At 63.7% G+C, this 17,263-nt stretch carries 17 protein-coding genes; 5 read left to right on the forward strand and 12 right to left on the reverse strand.

Annotated features, from left to right (window positions below; translation table 11 throughout):
* Positions 1 to 37: 37 nt before the first annotated feature.
* The 6 genes from AC1DW2_RS26090 to xoxF5 form a co-directional block, all read right to left on the reverse strand.
* Entirely contained in the window at positions 38 to 2,350 is a 2,313-nt protein-coding gene (locus AC1DW2_RS26090) for a xanthine dehydrogenase family protein molybdopterin-binding subunit (RefSeq protein ID WP_063981976.1), read from the reverse strand.
* A 1-nt stretch (position 2,351) separates the two neighbouring features.
* On the reverse strand, positions 2,352 to 2,804 hold the full coding sequence (locus AC1DW2_RS26095) for a (2Fe-2S)-binding protein (protein WP_014493612.1): 453 nt from the start codon (positions 2,802 to 2,804) through the stop codon (positions 2,352 to 2,354).
* 649 nt (positions 2,805 to 3,453) lie between these two features.
* Entirely contained in the window at positions 3,454 to 4,017 is a 564-nt protein-coding gene (gfa, locus tag AC1DW2_RS26100; protein WP_063981977.1) for an S-(hydroxymethyl)glutathione synthase, read from the reverse strand.
* 33 nt (positions 4,018 to 4,050) lie between these two features.
* Positions 4,051 to 5,160 (reverse strand): S-(hydroxymethyl)glutathione dehydrogenase/class III alcohol dehydrogenase, encoded by a 1,110-nt coding sequence (locus tag AC1DW2_RS26105; RefSeq protein ID WP_014493614.1) that lies wholly within the window; start codon positions 5,158 to 5,160, stop codon positions 4,051 to 4,053.
* A 57-nt stretch (positions 5,161 to 5,217) separates the two neighbouring features.
* Positions 5,218 to 5,739, reverse strand: coding sequence for a c-type cytochrome, methanol metabolism-related (locus AC1DW2_RS26110; protein ID WP_084795040.1), 522 nt, complete (start codon positions 5,737 to 5,739; stop codon positions 5,218 to 5,220).
* 81 nt (positions 5,740 to 5,820) lie between these two features.
* On the reverse strand, positions 5,821 to 7,632 hold the full coding sequence (gene xoxF5 / locus AC1DW2_RS26115) for a lanthanide-dependent methanol dehydrogenase XoxF5 (protein WP_063981978.1): 1,812 nt from the start codon (positions 7,630 to 7,632) through the stop codon (positions 5,821 to 5,823).
* A 513-nt stretch (positions 7,633 to 8,145) separates the two neighbouring features.
* On the opposite strand from xoxF5, the gene AC1DW2_RS26120 reads away from it, so the two are divergent.
* Positions 8,146 to 9,114 (forward strand): helix-turn-helix domain-containing protein, encoded by a 969-nt coding sequence (locus AC1DW2_RS26120; protein WP_014493617.1) that lies wholly within the window; start codon positions 8,146 to 8,148, stop codon positions 9,112 to 9,114.
* A 40-nt stretch (positions 9,115 to 9,154) separates the two neighbouring features.
* Here the strand turns inward: AC1DW2_RS26120 and AC1DW2_RS26125 are convergent, their stop codons facing one another.
* The 6 genes from AC1DW2_RS26125 to AC1DW2_RS26150 form a co-directional block, all read right to left on the reverse strand.
* Positions 9,155 to 9,580, reverse strand: a complete 426-nt coding sequence (locus AC1DW2_RS26125; protein WP_063981979.1) for a hypothetical protein — start codon at positions 9,578 to 9,580, stop codon at positions 9,155 to 9,157.
* A gap of 134 nt (positions 9,581 to 9,714) precedes the next feature.
* Entirely contained in the window at positions 9,715 to 10,704 is a 990-nt protein-coding gene (locus AC1DW2_RS26130; RefSeq protein ID WP_477007437.1) for a Bug family tripartite tricarboxylate transporter substrate binding protein, read from the reverse strand.
* Positions 10,705 to 10,804: 100 nt separating this feature from the next.
* Positions 10,805 to 11,794: an FUSC family protein gene (locus AC1DW2_RS26135; protein ID WP_231142734.1), complete on the reverse strand. Its 990-nt coding sequence runs from the start codon at positions 11,792 to 11,794 to the stop codon at positions 10,805 to 10,807.
* 259 nt (positions 11,795 to 12,053) lie between these two features.
* On the reverse strand, positions 12,054 to 12,983 hold the full coding sequence (locus tag AC1DW2_RS26140) for a substrate-binding periplasmic protein (protein WP_063981982.1): 930 nt from the start codon (positions 12,981 to 12,983) through the stop codon (positions 12,054 to 12,056).
* Complete coding sequence (locus AC1DW2_RS26145; protein WP_063981983.1) at positions 12,980 to 13,336, reverse strand: c-type cytochrome; 357 nt, start codon at positions 13,334 to 13,336, stop codon at positions 12,980 to 12,982. The genes AC1DW2_RS26140 and AC1DW2_RS26145 overlap by 4 nt, the downstream gene beginning before the upstream one ends.
* A 10-nt stretch (positions 13,337 to 13,346) precedes the next feature.
* Positions 13,347 to 15,011 (reverse strand): methanol/ethanol family PQQ-dependent dehydrogenase, encoded by a 1,665-nt coding sequence (locus AC1DW2_RS26150; protein ID WP_063981984.1) that lies wholly within the window; start codon positions 15,009 to 15,011, stop codon positions 13,347 to 13,349.
* Positions 15,012 to 15,350: 339 nt separating this feature from the next.
* Here AC1DW2_RS26150 and AC1DW2_RS26155 point away from each other — a divergent pair, with 339 nt between their 5' ends.
* The 4 genes from AC1DW2_RS26155 (at position 15,351) to AC1DW2_RS26170 (ending at position 17,256) form a co-directional block, all read left to right on the forward strand.
* Positions 15,351 to 15,743, forward strand: coding sequence for an EF-hand domain-containing protein (locus AC1DW2_RS26155; RefSeq protein WP_063981985.1), 393 nt, complete (start codon positions 15,351 to 15,353; stop codon positions 15,741 to 15,743).
* A 171-nt stretch (positions 15,744 to 15,914) separates the two neighbouring features.
* A complete protein-coding gene (gene pqqA / locus AC1DW2_RS26160) occupies positions 15,915 to 15,995 on the forward strand; it encodes a pyrroloquinoline quinone precursor peptide PqqA (protein ID WP_012029362.1) in 81 nt (26 codons plus the stop codon).
* A gap of 24 nt (positions 15,996 to 16,019) precedes the next feature.
* Complete coding sequence (locus tag AC1DW2_RS26165) at positions 16,020 to 16,922, forward strand: hypothetical protein (RefSeq protein WP_063981986.1); 903 nt, start codon at positions 16,020 to 16,022, stop codon at positions 16,920 to 16,922.
* A gap of 124 nt (positions 16,923 to 17,046) precedes the next feature.
* Positions 17,047 to 17,256 carry a hypothetical protein gene (locus AC1DW2_RS26170; RefSeq protein WP_014493627.1) on the forward strand — a complete coding sequence of 70 codons (210 nt, stop codon included), beginning with the start codon at positions 17,047 to 17,049 and terminating at the stop codon, positions 17,254 to 17,256.
* Positions 17,257 to 17,263 lie beyond the last annotated feature (7 nt).

A 17,263-nucleotide genomic window follows, 5' to 3' on the forward strand; every position in this document is an offset into this window, starting at 1 on the left:
TCGATGGAAACGGCGCGAGGCCGCTCAATGTTCCGCCTTAAGCCTCCAATTGCTTACCGAGCGGAAGGCTGCGGATACGCTTTCCGGTCGCGGCGAAGATCGCGTTCGTCAGCGCGGGTGCGAACGGCGGAACACCGGGCTCGCCGACGCCGCTCGGCGGCGTGTCGGGTCCGGGCGGGACGATGTAGACGTTGGTTACAAGAGGAGATTCATCCATCCTGAGGACCTGGAAGTCGTCGAAGTTCTTCTGCTCCACCTTGCCGTCCTTGAAGGTGATCGCGCCGTATTTGGCGACGCTCAGCCCCATGATCGCCGCGCCCTCCATCTGCGAGGCGATGCGCTCGGGATTGACATAAGTGCCGCAGTCGATCGCGGTGTCGACCCGCGGCACCGTCAGCTTGCCCTTCTCGTCGACGGCCACCTCGACGATGGTCGCGATGTAGCTGACGAAGCTGCGGTGCACGGCAATGCCGAGGCCATGGCCTTTCGGTACCTGACGGCCCCATTCGCCCTTCTCGGCGACCAGCTCGACCACCTTGCGGAGACGCGCGGTGTCGATCGGGTAGCTGTCATAGGGCTCGCCGTAGTTCCACATGTCCTTCACCGCCGGCTTGACGATGCGGGGACTGCCGATCAGCGCGAGCAACGTCTCCTTCTGGTCGCGCCCGGTCGCCTGCGCGATCTCGCCGACCATCGACTGCACCGCAAAGGCCCGCGGGATGTTCGAGACCGAACGGAACCAGCCGATGCGGGTGAACGCCGCGGCTTCCGGGTTCTCGCAGGAGATGTTGGCGATCTCGAACGGCATGTCGACGAGGCCCATGCCGAGCTCGAAGGGTGCCTGGTGGTTTGCACCCGCGGCGAAGGTCGAGGCGATGCTCGGGGCCACGCTGCGGTGGCGCCAGGCGATCACCTTGCCGTTCTTGTCGAGCCCTGCCTCGATCCGCTCGACCGAGACGGTGTGCAGGAAGTCGTGACGGACGTCGTCCTCGCGCGTCCATTGCACCTTCACCGGCGCGCCGAGCTCCTTCGACAGCAGCGCGGCCTCGAGCGCGAAGTCGCATTTCGACTTGCGGCCGAAACCGCCGCCGAGCAGCGTGACATTCACCGTGACGTTGTCCTCGGGAATGCCGAGCGTCTTGGCGACGTCCTCGCGGGTGCCGCCGGGACTCTGCACCGGCGCCCAGATCTCCGCTTTGTCACCCTTGACGTCGGCGACCGCCACCGGCGGCTCCATGCTGACATGGGCGAGGTGCGGCAGATAGTATTCGCCGACGACGACCTTGTCGGCGCTCTTCAGCGCAGCGTCTGCGTCACCCTCCTGGCGTACGACGAGGCCCGGTTTGCGCGAGGCTTCCTCGAGCTCCTTGCGATAGGCGACCGAGTCGTATTTGCCGTTGGCGCCGTCGTCCCAGGTCAGCTTCAGCGCGTCACGGCCCTTGATCGCCGCGCCGGTGTTGCGCGCGATCACCGCGACGCCGCCGAGCGGCTGGAATTTCGACGGCCACGGCCAGCCGCGCACCTGCATCACCTTCTCGACGCCGGGGACCTTCAGCGCCGCGTCCGGATCGAACGAGACCAGCTTGCCGCCGGTCACCGGCGGGCGTGCGATGACCGCATATTTCATGCCTGGCAGGCGTACGTCGGCGCCGTAGCGCGCCTTGCCGGTGGTGATGTCGTGGAGATCGACGATGCTGATCTGGCCCTTGCCGAGATAACGGAAGTCCTTGGGGTCCTTCAGCTTGAGGCCTTCGATGCTCGGCACCGATTCTTTGGCTGCGTCCGCGGCGAGTTCGCCGAAGCCGAGCTTGCGGCCGCTGGCGCTGTGGACGACCTCGTGGTTGACGGCCTTGACCTCGGTCGCCGGCACGCCCCAGCGCTTGGCCGCGGCCTGCTCCAGCATGGTGCGGGCGGAGGCACCGATCTGGCGCATCGGGATCAGATAATGCCGCGTGCTGCGGGAGCCATCGGTGTCCTGGTTGCCGAACTTGACCTCGTCGCCATGGGCCTGCTGCACTTTGACCCTGGACCAGTCAGCCTCCATCTCCTCGGCGACGATCAGCGGAAGGCTGGTGCGCACGCCGGTGCCCATTTCGGCACGATGGGCGAGGATGGTGACGGTGCCGTCGGGCGCAACCGCGACGAAGACGCGGGGATCGACCACGACGCCGTGCGGCATCTTGCCGGCGCCGGTCTCGTAGGCAAACGCCTGGCGCGACATCACGGGGGCGGCGAGCACGAAGCCGCCGGTGATGCCGAGCCCCTTCAGGATGCTGCGGCGCGAGACCTTCTCGACCCGAATGTTCTTCTCGAAGCCACGAAGCTTCCCGGGTTTATCGATGAAATTCATGTCACACTCCCGTCGATGCGAGATGGACTGCGTTCTCGATGCGCTGGTAGCAGCCGCAACGGCAGATGTTGCCGGCCATCGCTTCGCGGATCTGGTCGTGTGACGGCTTGGGATTCTCCATCAACAGCGCGGCGGCCTGCATGATCTGGCCAGCCTGGCAGAAGCCGCATTGGGGCACGTTGACCTGGCGCCAGGCCTTCTGGACGGGGTGGTCGCCGTTCGGATGCAGCCCTTCGATGGTGGTCACCTCGCGCCCGGCGACGTCGTTGATCGACGTGATGCAGGAACGCACGGCCTCCTTGTCGACGATGACGGTGCAGGCGCCGCACAGGGCCTGGCCGCAGCCGAACTTGGTGCCGGTCAGGCCGGCCTCGTCACGCAAGAACCAGAGTAGCGGGAGATCCGGGTCGCCGTCCCAGCTCTGTTCCTGGCCGTTGATCTTCACCTTGATCATGATGGTCCCTCGCTCTTCATAAGCTTGTCGATTGAACATTGCCGACACAGGTCGGCGCACTGCCCGTTTCGTCGTGTCGTCGCATCCCGGCCTGTTCTCCTGCGCGGGCAGATCCCGGCAGCAAGCAGGAATGCGAATCGTGATGTCCGGATGTGCTCGATACCTCCCGTCTTATTCTTGATTGATTGAATTCGCGCGGCATCGTGACGACGCGACCGTAGCAGAGACCGCGCCGGCCCGGCGTTCACAGCCGGGTGTTGTTGAAGGGAAAAGTTGCAACGAAGGTTTGTCAAAAGCAGGGCGCGGCATCACGCCCCTGCGCCTGCGAAATGTGCACGACGAAAAAAGCTTCGTCCGGCAGAGACTGCGCGGACGAAGCAGGATGCCTCAGTCGAGGGAGGGAGAACGCAGCGGCGCGGACTTCGAGGGGGAAGTGGGCGGCACTGCGCAGTCATTCAGAGACCAGGACTGAGGAGCTCATCTGAGGAGCTCATGGCGCTCGCGTCTGCCTCGTGCGATGCGGCGGCATCGCAGCGATTTGGTCGAGGGCCGGACCGTCCGGCTCGCTGGCGATGGTCGGGGCCAGCGAGCGGACGGGCACGGCGAAGGTCTGACGGCCTTGTTCAGGCGGCCTTGTCAGGCAGCCTTGTCAGGCAGCCTTGGCTTTCGCCACGTGGGTCGCGATCGCGTCCATCAGCGCCGGCGATAGGCAGTCATAGGGCTCGAGCCCGATTTCCTTCAGCCGCGAGCGGATGCCTGCCATCTGTTCCGGCTTCACGCCGGATTCAATCACGGAGGAGACGAAGGCGGCGAATTGCGGCGCCTGCGAGCCCTGCTCCTGGAACAGCTCGGGATGGATGAAGTCGAGGCCGTAGAACGGATGGCCCTTGTTCTCGATGCGGCCGTACATGTGGGTGCCGCAAGCCTTGCAGGCGTGCCGCTGGATCACCGCCGAGGGATCGACGATCTGGAGCTTGTCGCCGTTCTCGGTCACGCTGACGTTCTGGCGCGGCACCACGGCGACCACCGAGAAATTCGCGCCTTGCGGCTTCCAGCACTTGGTGCAGCCGCAGGCGTGGTTGTGGGCGACGTCGCCCTTCACGGCGACCTTGACCGGGTGGTCCGTGCATTTGCAAACCAGTGTGCCGCCGGCAAAGCTGCCGCTGCCCTGTTTGACGCCGTTATCGATCGAGGGATGGAGTGCAACAGTCATGGGTCGATCCTCCTTGGGTGTGACGCTTTCGAGCTAGAACACAACGACTGAACGGATGGATTTGCCCTCGTGCATGAGGTCAAAACCCTTGTTGATCTCCTCGAGCTTGAGCACGTGGGTGATCATCGGATCGATCTGGATCTTTCCGTTCATGTACCAGTCGACGATCTTGGGCACGTCGGTGCGGCCGCGCGCGCCGCCGAAGGCCGTGCCGCGCCAGTTGCGCCCGGTGACGAGCTGGAACGGGCGGGTGGCGATCTCCTTGCCGGATTCGGCAACGCCGATGATGATCGAGGTGCCCCAGCCGCGATGGCAGGCTTCCAGCGCCTGGCGCATCACGGTGGTGTTGCCGGTGCAATCGAAGGTGTAGTCGGCACCACCGTCGGTCAGGTTGACCAGATGCGCGACGATGTCGCCGGTGATCTTCTTGGGGTTGACGAACTCGGTCATGCCGAACCGGCGGCCCCAATCCTCCTTGGAGTCGTTGATGTCGACGCCGATGATCTTGTCGGCGCCGGCCATCTTGGCGCCCTGGATCACGTTGAGGCCGATGCCGCCGAGGCCGAACACGACCACGTTGGAGCCCGGCGTGACCTTGGCGGTGTTGACGACGGCGCCGACGCCGGTGGTGACGCCGCAGCCGATGTAGCAGCTCTTGTCGAACGGCGCGTCCTCGCGGATCTTGGCGACGGCGATCTCCGGCAGCACGGTGAAGTTCGAGAAGGTCGAGCAGCCCATGTAGTGGTAGACCGGCTTGCCCTTGTAGGAGAAGCGGCTGGTGCCATCAGGCATCACGCCCTTGCCCTGCGTCGCGCGAATCGCGGTGCAGAGATTGGTCTTCTGGCTCAGGCAGCTTTTGCACTGCCGGCACTCCGGCGTGTAGAGCGGGATGACGTGGTCGCCCGGTTTCACCGAGGTCACGCCCGGTCCGATCTCGCGGATGATACCGGCGCCCTCATGACCCAGGATCGACGGGAAGATTCCTTCGCTGTCGAAGCCGTCGAGCGTGTAGGCGTCGGTATGGCAGATGCCCGTCGCCTTGATCTCGACCAGGACTTCGCCGGCCTTCGGTCCTTCCAGATCGACTTCGACGATCTCGAGTGGTTTCTTGGCTTCGAAAGCAACGGCGGCACGTGTCTTCATCGTAAACTCCTCAAATTCTCGCAGGACGCCACGAGGTGGTATCGGTCCTGGTAACCTTCATTTCTTGCCCATGCAGGCGTCTTCCGCCTTGGTGTAGGTCTCGTTCTTCTCATCCTTCTTGGAGGGACGTTGACGGCCCCACGCCTCGTCGGAGCGGGCGCGCAGATAGACGTAGAGATCGTCCATGTAGCAGGCGACGTTCGGGTTGTCGCCGAAGGCAGGCATGACGTTCTCCTGCGCGGTCGAGATGTTCTTGCGACCGGAGGCGACGACGCCGAGGAAGTCGCCGTAGCTCATGGTCTTGACCGAATCCTTCAACGCCGGTGCGTAGGTGGATCCCATGCCGTCGGGGCCATGGCAGACGTGGCAGTCGGAGTGATAGCGGCGATATCCGGAATAGGTGAACCAGTCCACGGTGCCGTCGGCCGAAATCTTGTAGGTCGGGTTTCCTTCCTTATCGAGCCACTTTCCGTCGTCTTCCTTCTTGACGGCGGCCGGGTCGCCCGGACCGTCCGCAACGGCAATTCCCCCCGAGGTCACGAAGATGGTCGCAGCGATGACAAAGCAGATTTTACGCAAGAGATGATCCTCGAAGGCGTTCGGTGGAGACGAGCCGGCGCGTGGAGTTGATCCACGCGCCGGAGCGACACGAAGGTGAGGCTAGTTCGCCGCTGGCAGCGAGAACACGGTCAGCGTACCGCCGAGTGCCGTGTAGTTGCTGAGAGCCGCGTAGCCACCGACTGCGCCGAGACCGGCGGTCGGATCGGTCAGACCAGCTGCCAGACCGATACCGGCCCAGCCGCCCACGCCGGAGAGCACTGCGACATACTGCTTGCCGCCGTTCTCATAGGTGGTGACGTTGCCGATGATGCCGGAGGGAGTCTTGAACTTGTAGAGCTCCTTACCGGTCTTGGCGTCGACCGCCTTCAGGTAGCCTTCGAGCGTGCCGTAGAACACCACGCCGCCGGCGGTTGCGAGCGCACCCGACCAGACCGAGAACTGCTCCTTGTTCGACCAGACGATCTTGCCGGTCTTGCCGTCCCAGGCGATGAAATTACCCATATGGGTTTCACCCTGCGGCGGATACATCGAGAGCGTCGCACCCACATAGGGCTGGCCCGCGGTGTAGCTCACCTTGAACGGCTCGTAGTCCATGCAGACGTGGTTGGTCGGAACGTAGAACAGCTGCGTGTCCGGCGAGTAGGCTGCCGGCTGCTCGTCCTTGGTACCGAGCGCGGCCGGGCAGATGCCCTTGGTGTTGTGATCCTCGCCGCCCTTTTCAGTCGAGGCCGCGTCGAGAACCTTCGGGCGGCCATAGGTCGGTGAGTTCTTGTCCATGTCGACGCCGGAGGTCCAGTTCACCTTCGGGTCGTATTTCTCGGCGACCAGCAGTTCGCCGGTGACACGATCCATCGTGTAGGCGAGGCCGTTGCGGTCGAAATGGGTCAGCAGCTTGCGCGGTTGGCCGTTGATCGACTGATCCGAGAGGATCATTTCGTTGACGCCGTCATAATCCCACTCATCGTGCGGCGTCATCTGGTAGACCCACTTGGCCACGCCGGTGTCGGCATTGCGGGCCCAGATCGTCATCGACCATTTGTTGTCGCCTGGACGTTGCTTCGGGTTCCAGGTCGAGGGATTGCCTGATCCGTAATAGATCAGGTTCAGCTCAGGATCAAAGGAGATCCAGCCCCAGGTGGCGCCGCCGCCAATCTTCCACTGATCGCCCTGCCAGGTCTTGAGGCTGGAGTCCTTGCCGACCGGCTTGCCGAGAGCGGTGGTCTTCTCGGCATCGACCAGGATTTGATCATCAGGCCCTCCCGAGTAACCGCGCCAAGCCAACTTGCCCGTTTTGAGATCGTAAGCCGTCATGTGAGCCTGGACGCCAAACTCGCCACCGGAAATGCCAACCAGGACCTTGTCCTTGACGACGAGCGCCGCAGAGGTTCCGGTCTCGCCCTTAGTGGGATCGCCGTTCTTCACAGACCAGGCGACCTGGCCGGTCTTGGCGTCGAGCGCAACCAGTGTGGTGTCAGCCTGATGCAGGATGATCTTGCCGTCGCCGTAAGACAGGCCGCGGTTGACCGTGTCGCAGCACATCACCGGGATGACGTTCGGATCCTGCTTCGGCTCGTACTTCCAGATGATCTTGTTCTCGTTGGAAAGGTCAAGAGCATAGACCTTGTTCGGGAACGGTGTATGGACGTACATCACGTTGCCGATGATCAGCGGGCCGCCTTCGTGGCCGCGCAGCACGCCGGTGGAGAAGGTCCAGGCGACCTGGAGCTTGCCTACGTTTTGTGCGTTGATCTGGTTCAGCTTGGAATAGCGGGTATTGGCGTAGTCGCCCGCCGGCATGACCCAGTCTTTGGGATTCTGCGACATCTTGATCAGCTCGTCATTGGCTGACGCGCTGCCGACGGCGAGCATCGCCGCGGAGCCAAGATAGGTCGCCATTAGCACCTTGCGCATAGTCATTCCTCCGTTGGTCTCGTTTATTGTTTCCGAAGCATTGCTTAATCACCGGGCTTCTCGTCCGGCGTCTGCTCGTGCAGGGCGGTCACGTTTGGGACCAGAAACGATGCTGTGCTGTTTCCTCCTCCGGATGAGAGCTACGGGTCCACGTGCAGGAGAGGCCCGTTTTTGTTGTTCCTGCCGCAATCCCTAACGACTTCGTCATCGGGAAACTTGCCCAAGAGGGAAGCCGGTTTGCTTGACAGCGCACGGACGCAAAGTTTTTGATTTTGCAGTAGCGAATTCAGCGGCTTCCGCGCGCCTTCGCGGCGCCTTCGGCGCTCAGGTTCCCCTTGACGGCGCTGCAACTAAGGCGGAGGATTAACCGTCAAGGGTGGCAATGGAACGATCGCGCTCGTTGCAAGAGACCGCTCAAATTCGAGGTAAACGTCACGCAATCATGGCTGAGGGCTCCAGCAGCGCTGGTTGCGATTCGCGTCGAATCTGCAGATGAAACCAGCGGCTGGATTAATGTCCGACACCATTCACACGCTCTCGACGACCGGCCTGACGCCGAAGCGGCAGATCCAGAGCTGGATCGACGGGCTGACAAGCCTGTGTGGGCATTTCGACGTCGATCCGCTCGAGGCGTCCTCGCTCGAGGGCCGCATCGACTACACGAGCGTCTCGCGCCTGAAGCTCTGCCAGATCGAGGTCAGCCAGCATCGCATCGCGCACACGCTGGCGCGCGCCAAGGCCAACGAACACCCGTACATCAAGATCCACTTCCAGACCTACGGCGTGTCCTATTTCGAGCAGGAAGGCCGCCACATCGAGCTGAACCCGGGCGACATCATCGCCTATGACGTCTCGTGTCCGCATTCCATCATCAGCCCCGCCTTCACCCGCCACGACGTGGTGATCGTGCCGAAGGCCTTGCTGCGCGACCGTGGATTCCCGTCGCAGCGGATGCCGGCCTGCAAATTGTCGGCGAAGACCGGGACGGGGAGGATCGCCCATGATTTCGTCCATGCCACCTTCGACGAGGCGGCCAAGCTGTCGGCGAACAGCGCGGTCGGTGTCGCCGATTCGCTGATCGACCTCTTGCTGTTGCCGTTGCGCGAAGCGGACACGATGTTCGATCGCGTCGGGCCCGAGGCAATGTACGTGCGCGCACAATTCTTCATCCGCGAGCACCTGCGCGATCCGGATCTGTGCATCGACCAGATCTCCGCCGAGCTCGGCTGCTCCAAGCGCTATCTGCACATGCTGTTCTCCGAGCGCGGCACCACGGTGAGCGACTACATCTGGCAGGCGCGCTTGCAGAATTGTCGCCAGGAGCTCGAGGCGCACGGCGGCAAGACCATCACCGATGTCGCCTTCTCCTGGGGCTTCTCCAGCTCATCGCATTTCAGCCGCGTGTTCCGGAAATATTTTGGCGTGGTGCCGTCCTCGATCCACAAGGCCCAGCAGGGCGCCGCGGCCTCGGGCGAGCATTAGGCGAGCGCCGCAGCCGACGCAGGCCGCGCGGCGATATCTCTCAGGCCGATATGGCGACGTAGGGAATGCTGGTCACGAGAGCGACCAGCAGCACCGCGTTGCCCAGCATGCCGCTCCAATGCAGCCGGCGCAGCCGGTGCGGGGCCTCAGCATCACCTGCGTCCCTCGCGCGGAGCTGGTCGTCGATCCGTTGCATGAACCAGCGGCGTCCCCAGATCGCCAGGGCCGCGAGCAGGCCGACGCCCATCGCGGCGACCAGGCGACCGTCGAGCAGGAAAGCCAGCGCCCCGATCACGCCGGCGACGCGCATCACCAGAAAATGGGCGTTGAACATCCCACGCAATAGCTGGGCGACGGGCTGGATATCGAGCTTCACCAGCAGGAAGGCGGGCGAGGCCAGCGTGAAGTAGCCCATCGGAAAGAGCAGAGTGATCATGACGGCAACGGCGACGCCATCCGGTGTCATGCGATCGGCCTTTCTTGTCCGCCGGTGAGGGGGCCGGCACCGGCGCACAATCATAGCGGGAAAATGCGCTTCCGACACTAGGCTTTGGTCGGATGCCGGGCTCCGATGGGACAGCCCCGTGCGCCGCGGAAGGTTCAGGCCGGCTCGAGGCCGAGCGACCGCGCGCTCTCGATCCAGATCGGCAACTCGTGCTGATACAGGGCATTGGTCTCCTTGAAGCCGATGGCCGGCTCGAGCACGAAGGTCGCGAGAACCTCCTTCACCTTCGGATCGCTGTTGGCGGCGACGCAGAGCGCCGCCAGGCGGTCGACCACCGGCTGCGGCGTCGCCTTCGGCACGGCCCAGCCGGAGAAGCCGCTCACGGTGAAGAATTTCGACGTTGCGCCCTGCTCCGGGAGGGTCTTGATGGCTGGGATCGCGTCGACCTTCTTCGAATGCACGGCGAACACGGTGCCACGGTCGCTTTGCAGGACGGACTGCGCCGCCGTGTAGCTGCCCATTGCGGCATCGAGCGTGCCTTCCAGCATCCCCGTCCACATCGGCGCTTCGCCGCGGTAGTGAACCGGCTCGATGGAAAGACCGTACTGCTTGTTGAGCTCGTTGATCGTCATGTGCGGGGCCGAGCCCGCGCTATAGGTGCCGAAGTTGACCTTGCCGCTCTTGCGCGCGAAGGCGACGAAATCCTCCAGCGTCTTGACCCCGGTCTTGGGGTTTGCGACCAGCAACAGGCCGGCGCCCGGAATGACGCTGACCAGCGTCAGATCCTTGTCCATGTCGTAGCCGGGATTCTTCATCACGACCCGGTTCATGATGTAGGTGGTCGAGATCGAGCACAGGATGGTGTGGCCGTCGGGCTCGGCGCGGGCGACCTCTGCGGTGCCGATCGCGCCGGAGGCGCCGGGCTTGTTCTCGACCACGACGGTCTTACCGACCTGCGTGGAGATGAATTCGCCATAGGCGCGCGCGAGCAAAGCGGTCTGTCCGCCGGCGGGATAGCTGCAAATCATGCGGATCTGCCGCGAGGGCCAACTGCCTTGCGCCGAGGCGCCGCGCGCGACGAAGGGCATCGCGATTGCACTGGTACCGGCGGCGATGAAGTGGCGGCGATCGAATTTTGCGGGCATGATTCCCTCCTGATTTTTGCCGACCCTACTGCATCAGGCTGGGGTGGTAGGCGAGACAGATTGGCGCATTCGACAAGGCCGCGCGGTGCCCATTTGCGCGTCATCCGGGCGATCGGGTCTTCCGCATCACCCGCAGCCAGACGATCTCGGTCAGGGCCACCGCAATCAGGCCGAACGTGCCGCCGATCAGCACGTTGACGATGCGCTCCTCGGCGATGCCGCTGGCGCCGCCGGCAAAGGATGCGGCGAGCGCGATGAAGCAGCAGCGCAGGCCGAAGCCGACGATGTAGCGGGAGAACGAGATCAGGGTGAGGGTGGCCGCGAGAATCGCGATGGCGTAGCCGACGCGGCTTTGCGGCAGTGCAAGGCCCGCGAGAAAGCCGAGCGGCGCGCCGATGAAGGCGCCGATCGCCCGCTGCTTCAGCTTGCCGGTGGACGCCGTGAGGTCGCCGACCACGACGCTTGCGGCCGACCACATCACCCATTGCCCCTGCGCGAGGTTGAAGATCTCGACCAGGGCGGCTGCGGCAAAGACCGCCATAGCGGTTGCCGCGGCGGGCAGAAACCAGTCGGTCGCGGGCGGTCCGAACGAGGTCGCGGCATTGCCGCGCTGCCGCTGGTCGTAAATCTGGATCGCGCAGACGAGCGCCAGCGCGATCGGAGAGGAGGCGATGACCACGCCGGCATGACGTATCGCTTCCTCGGCGCTCACGCCCTCCCGCACCTCGCAGGCGAGATAGACGGCGGGGATGAAAACCCAATTGCCGAGCGTGCGGAAATGTTCGCCATAGCGCGTTCCCGCCACCGCAAGGAAGCCGGCGAGCGCCGTCAGCACCACGAATAGCGGCTTGACCGGAGCTGCAAGGAAAAGCGCGGCAAAGGTGACGAGGATGGCGAGATAATGCCACGCGACGACTTTTGGCGGAAAGTGCTGCCTGAGCGCCGGAATCAGCAGCGAGACCGCGACGAGCCCCAGGTTCAGCAGCGCCGTCTCGCGCGAGATGAAATAGGCGGCGACCATCGGACCGACGACGATCAGCGCGCGCAGCAGTTCGCTGGTCTTGACTTCGCGGGAGAGGAGATCACGCAAGTTGGTGGCGGAGGGAGTCGTGGGGGGATTCACGGGGCACCAAAGGGGCGAACGAAACACGATGCATACCACGGAAATGTGGTCGGCACTTTGGCGTGTGGAGCGACGGTCGCGCCACACCCTCGCTGTCATCGCCCGGCTTGACCAGGCGATCCAGTATTCCAGAGGCGCTTGCGATTGAATCGAGAGGCCGCAGCGTACTGGATGCCCCGCCTTCGCGGGGCATGACACCGGTGATGTGACGGCACGTGTGGCTACCTCACCGCTGAATGATCTTCGTCCAGACATCGCCGAGGATCGCAGGCTCGCGCGGTGGCAGATAGGTGAGGCCGGCCTGCTTGCCGAATTCGGCGATCTTGCCCTCGGCGGCAAGGCTGGTCAGCGTCTTGTTGACCGCGTCGATCAGTGCGCCGTCGCTGGCGAGCCCGACATAGCCGCGATTGGCGCCGATCGGATAATAATAGCCCGACGCGGTGATCGTCGTGTCGGGATGCGCGGCGCGGTGGGCATCGAAGCGGCCGAGGTCGATCAGCGTCGCGTCATAGTCGCCGCGCTGGAGCGCGCCGAGGAGATCGTCGCGGCCGGGGACGAGATGGGTGATGCTGTCGATCAGGCGGCCCTTTTCGAAGGTCATCAGGATGGCATCGCCCAGCGAGCCGCTCTCGATCGCAAGGCGAAGGCCGCCGAGATCGCCGATGTCGCCGATCTTGCGGCCCTGCGCTTTCGGCCCGAGTACCACCGTCATCGGCGAATAGACGTAAGGCTGGCTGGGCACAAGCACGCCGAGCGCGACGCGGCGGCGCCGGTCGTCGCGCGTGGCCCCGGCGAAGTCGGGCAAGCGTGCCGTCTTCATGCCGGGCTTGACGAGGGAATCCGTCGTCAACGCATAGCCGCCGACCAGCGAGCAGCGCCCATCGGAGAGCAAGGCGTTGGCCTCGAGCTGCGGGCTCGAATCCTCGTCCAGCTTGCTCTCGAACCACTGGATCTTCAGCGGCCGGCCGATCCGGTCCGCGATCGCCTGCGCCAGCAGCACGTCGAAGCCTGAATCCGGCTTGCCCTTGTGATGCACCGAGAGCGGAGGCCGGTCCTCATCGAGGCAAACCTTCAGCGGCTCCTCGGCCGCGCGCGAGGCGGTAGTCGCCGCCGCGAGGATCGCGGCAACGCTCCATGCGGCGAGCCAGGGTCTCATGGCTTTCTCCTGCTCGAGACGAAGGCCCAGAGATTGCCGATCTCGTCGTCGCTCAAAATGTCGGCCCAGGGCGGCATCTTGTTGTTCTTGCCGTTCTTCACCGTCGTGACGAAGCGCGTCTTGTCGTCGGGAAAGGCGCGCAGGTCCGGCGTGATGGTGCCAGAATTCATCATGTTGGGGCCGTGGCAGTGCGAGCATTTCGAAGTATAGGTCGACTTGCCATAGTCGATCTGTGCCTGCACGGGATTGCCGGTTGCATCGTCCGCGGCACGAACGGTCGCCGCAAGCGCGACCGTCAGCACCGCGACGGTGGCGATCGTCGCCACCGTCTTGTGAGATATGTCCTTCAGCATCGGGCCGTGGTTATTGCTTGACCGCAAAAACCCACAGCGAGCCGCCGGGCGGCACCTTGGCAAGCCGCTCGTCGCCGGAGAACAGCGAGTAGACGCCGCCATAGCCGGAGGTGACGGCAACGTACTGCACGCCATCCTGCTGCCAGGTCACCGGTTGTCCCTCGATGCCGGAACCGGTCTGGAACTGCCAGAGCTTCTTGCCGGTGTCGGCGTCGAAGGCCTCGAACTCGCCTGTCAGTGCGCCCGAGAACACGATGCCGCCTGCGGTCGACAGCACGCCCGAGAAGCGCGGGATGTCGCTTGGCGCTTCCCACTTGGCCTTGCCGGTCATGGGATCGATCGCCTTCAGATGACCGCGCGGGCCGTCACCCCACTCCCAGAGGTCGGTGAGGTCCATGCCGAGATACCATTCGCCCTGCTTGAAGGTGACGGGCTCGGTCTTGTACCTGCCGCCGAAGGCGAGCGTGTTGGCATAGGCCAATCCGGTCTGCGGATTGAACGACATCGGCTCCCAGTTCTTGCCGCCGAGGATCGACGGATAGACGGTGACCTTCTTACCGTCGCGCGCGTCCTTCGAGACGTCGGTCTCGATCGGCTTGCCGGTCTTCATGTCGATGCCGGTTGCCCAATTCACCTTCACGTAAGGATTGGCCGCGAGCAGCTTTCCGTTGGTGCGGTCGAGCACATAGAAGAAGCCGTTGCGGTTGGCGTCCATCAGCACCTTGGTCGGCTTGCCCTCGACATTCATGTCGGCGAGGACCATCTCGGCCACCGAGTCATAGTCGAACGGATTGTTCGGCGAGAACTGGTAGTGCCACTTGATCTTGCCGGTCTTGGGATCCATCGCCAGCACGGAGCAGGTGTAGAGGTTGTCGCCGGGACGCACCGCCGAGTTGAACGGTCCGGGATTGCCGATGCCCCAATAGACCGTGTTGAGCTCGGGATCGTAGGACCCGGTGATCCAGGTCGAGCCGCCGCCGAGCTTCCAGGTGTCGCCCTTCCAGGTGTCGCCGCCGGGCTCGTCCGGCGAGGGGATCGAATGGGTACGCCAGAGATGCTTGCCCGTCGCCGGGTCCCAGCCGTCGATGAAGCCGCGGGTGCCGAACTCGGCGCCGGAGATGCCGGTGATGACGACACCGTCGGCGACCAGCGGCGCCACCGTCATCGAATAGCCTTCCTTGATGTCGGCCGCCTTCTGCCGCCACAGCTCCTTGCCGTCCTTGGCATCGAGCGCGATCACGTTGGCGTCGAGCGTGGTACGGAAGACCTTGCCGTCATAGAGCGCGGCGCCGCGGTTGATGATGCCGCAGCAGACGATGCGCGGCGTCTCGGTGGGATACTCGACCTTGGATTTCCAGATCTGCTTGCCGGTCTTGGCGTCGACCGCCATGGTGGCGTTGTGCGAGGTCACGTAGATCACGCCCTGGTACACCAGCGGCTGCGATTCCTCGCTGCGATCGTCGTTGAAACTGTAGTTCCAGACCGGGACGAGATTCTTGACGGTGTCCTTGTTGACCTGGTTCAGCGTCGAGAAGCGCTGCAGATTGTAGCCCATCCCGTAATTGAGAACGTTCGATGTATCGGTCGCACCCTTGACCAGCTGCTCGGTGGTCTGGGCGTTTGCACACGTCGATGCAAGCATGACGAGGCTCGCGGCCATCGCAAAGCGTTTCATCCGTTCCTCCCAATATGCGCGCCTTTTGACGCTGCGGCAGCAACACTCCGCCCGAACGCAAAACACGTCAATACGAAAGTGGTAAGTGCGTCGCCGATATGTTGGATGCCAGATGCCGGTCACCTGACAGAAACCTGACAACCCACTTTCACTTGTGCGCAGACGCTGAAAAAATTCCGTGGCATGAAGCGGAGGCGGCTTCGGCCGCTCTGCTCGGGCCGTCGGGTTCCGCGAGTTGTGCAGTGCGCAGGTTGCAATTCCGGACTTGAACCGGGGCTCGCTTGTAGACTTATGTCGTTTCGATCCCCTGCGAATCGGGGGGCTGGTCAGGAGGGTTTGATGATTTCACGTCGCTCAGTTGCGCTTGCGCTCACGATTGCAGTGCTGTCCGGTCCAGCTTGGGCTGCTTCCGGCAACGCCGTAAAGATGTTCGACACCGACAATGACGGCACGCTCGATCTCGCCGAGGTGAAGAAGGCGGCCGCCGCGCTGTTCGCAAAGCTCGATCCCGATCACGACGGCACGCTTGACGCGCGCGAATTGCGCGGACGGTTAACGGCGAAGGAACTCGCCGCCGCCGATCCCGATCGCGACGGGACTCTCACGCTCGACGAATATCTCGCGGTGGTGGAGCAGCGCTTCAACGCAGCGAATCCCGACAAGGACGGAACGCTGGATGCGAAGGAGCTGAACTCGCGCGCCGGCCGCGCGCTGCTGCGCTTGTTGCGGTGAGAGACGCGGCGCTTGACTGGGAGCGAAGGCGATTTGCCCGAGAGGGAAATTCGCGAGCATAATGCGACAGTTCGCTGTGTTTGCGCTTCGATTCCAGGCTTGCGCTGCACCTGACGCAGCCCTAGGTTTTGCCCCGCGCGATGTCGCGCTCAATACCCTTGGGAGACCCGAATGGCTTGGAAAGCTCCGAAGATCGTGGAAGTGCCGGTCGGCATGGAAATCAACATGTACGCCTGCGCTGCGCGCAAGTAAGACTGACGACCTGCCGCGGCTTCGATGGCGAACGCCGTCGAAGCCGTGGTAGTGTTCGCAATGCGCCTTGGAGCCCACACGATCTGGACGGCAATTGCGTTCGGTGTTGCGCTTGCACCGGCGTGTGTCAGTGCCGAAGAGAGCTTCGATACCGAGCACATCTTCGGCTTCATGATCGGCACCGACGTCGGCAATCCCGGCGAGCGCGAATTCCAGACTCAGACCACGGGACGCTTCGGCAAGGGCGGCACCTATCGCGCCCTCCAGCAGGAGGTCGAGATCGAAGTCGTGCCGCTGCCGAACTTCCGTATCGAGGTCGGCGGCACCGCCACGCTGCATGACATCACCGGCGTTCCCGATATCGACGACCGCCGCCAGTTCAATTTCCAGGGCGCCTCGCTCGACCTGCGTTACCGCCTGCTCGACCGCGGGCGCGCACCATTCGGATTGACTGTCGCCGCCGAACTCCATGGCGATCGCATCGACGAGACCAGCGGCGCGAAGGGGCGGATGTACGGCACCGATTTCACGCTCGCTTTCGACCGCGAGCTGGTCCCGAACTTCGTCATCGGCGCGCTCAATTTGATCTATCAGCCGGAATGGGCGCGCTTCGAGGTGGCAGGTCTGTCCGAGAAGAGTTCGACGATCGGGGCGGCGTTTGGCGGCTTGGTGCGCGTGCGCCCCAATTTTCTGCTCGGTGGGGAGATGCGCTACTTCCGCCAGTATGAGGGCATCGGCCTCGGTGAGCTCTCGGGGCAGGCGCTGTTTGTCGGTCCGACCGCCTATTTCCAGCTATCGGAGAAGTCGCGGCTCACCCTGAGCTGGAGCATGCAGGCCTGGGGCCGCCCGGCCGGATCGGGCGGCAATCTCGACCTCGTCAATTTCGAGCGTCATCAGGCGCGATTGGTGTTCGGGGTAAACTTCTAGGTGTTTGTTCCGCCTCTGCCCGCGCGCTGGGAGAGGGAACATCCCGTCCGTTCGAAACTTCCCGCTCCTCGGAACGTAATCTTTCGTGCTAATCTCGATTGTCCCCTTGCGACAGGATTCCGGCATGAACCCGATTGACCTGGTGGTGACTGTGTGTGCGGTGCTCTCGCCTGCGACCTGCGAGGAGCAGCATCTGGTGTTCAACTTTGCGGGGTCGCCGAGGCAATGCGTGATGGCTGCGCCGCCCTATATCGCGCAATGGGTCGGCGACCATCCGAAGTGGCAGGCGGTGCGGTGGCGCTGCGAATATCCGCACCCGAACGACAAGGCGTGAGCCGCCT

The sequence above is a fragment of the Bradyrhizobium sp. P3_C3 genome, from assembly GCF_056402655.1.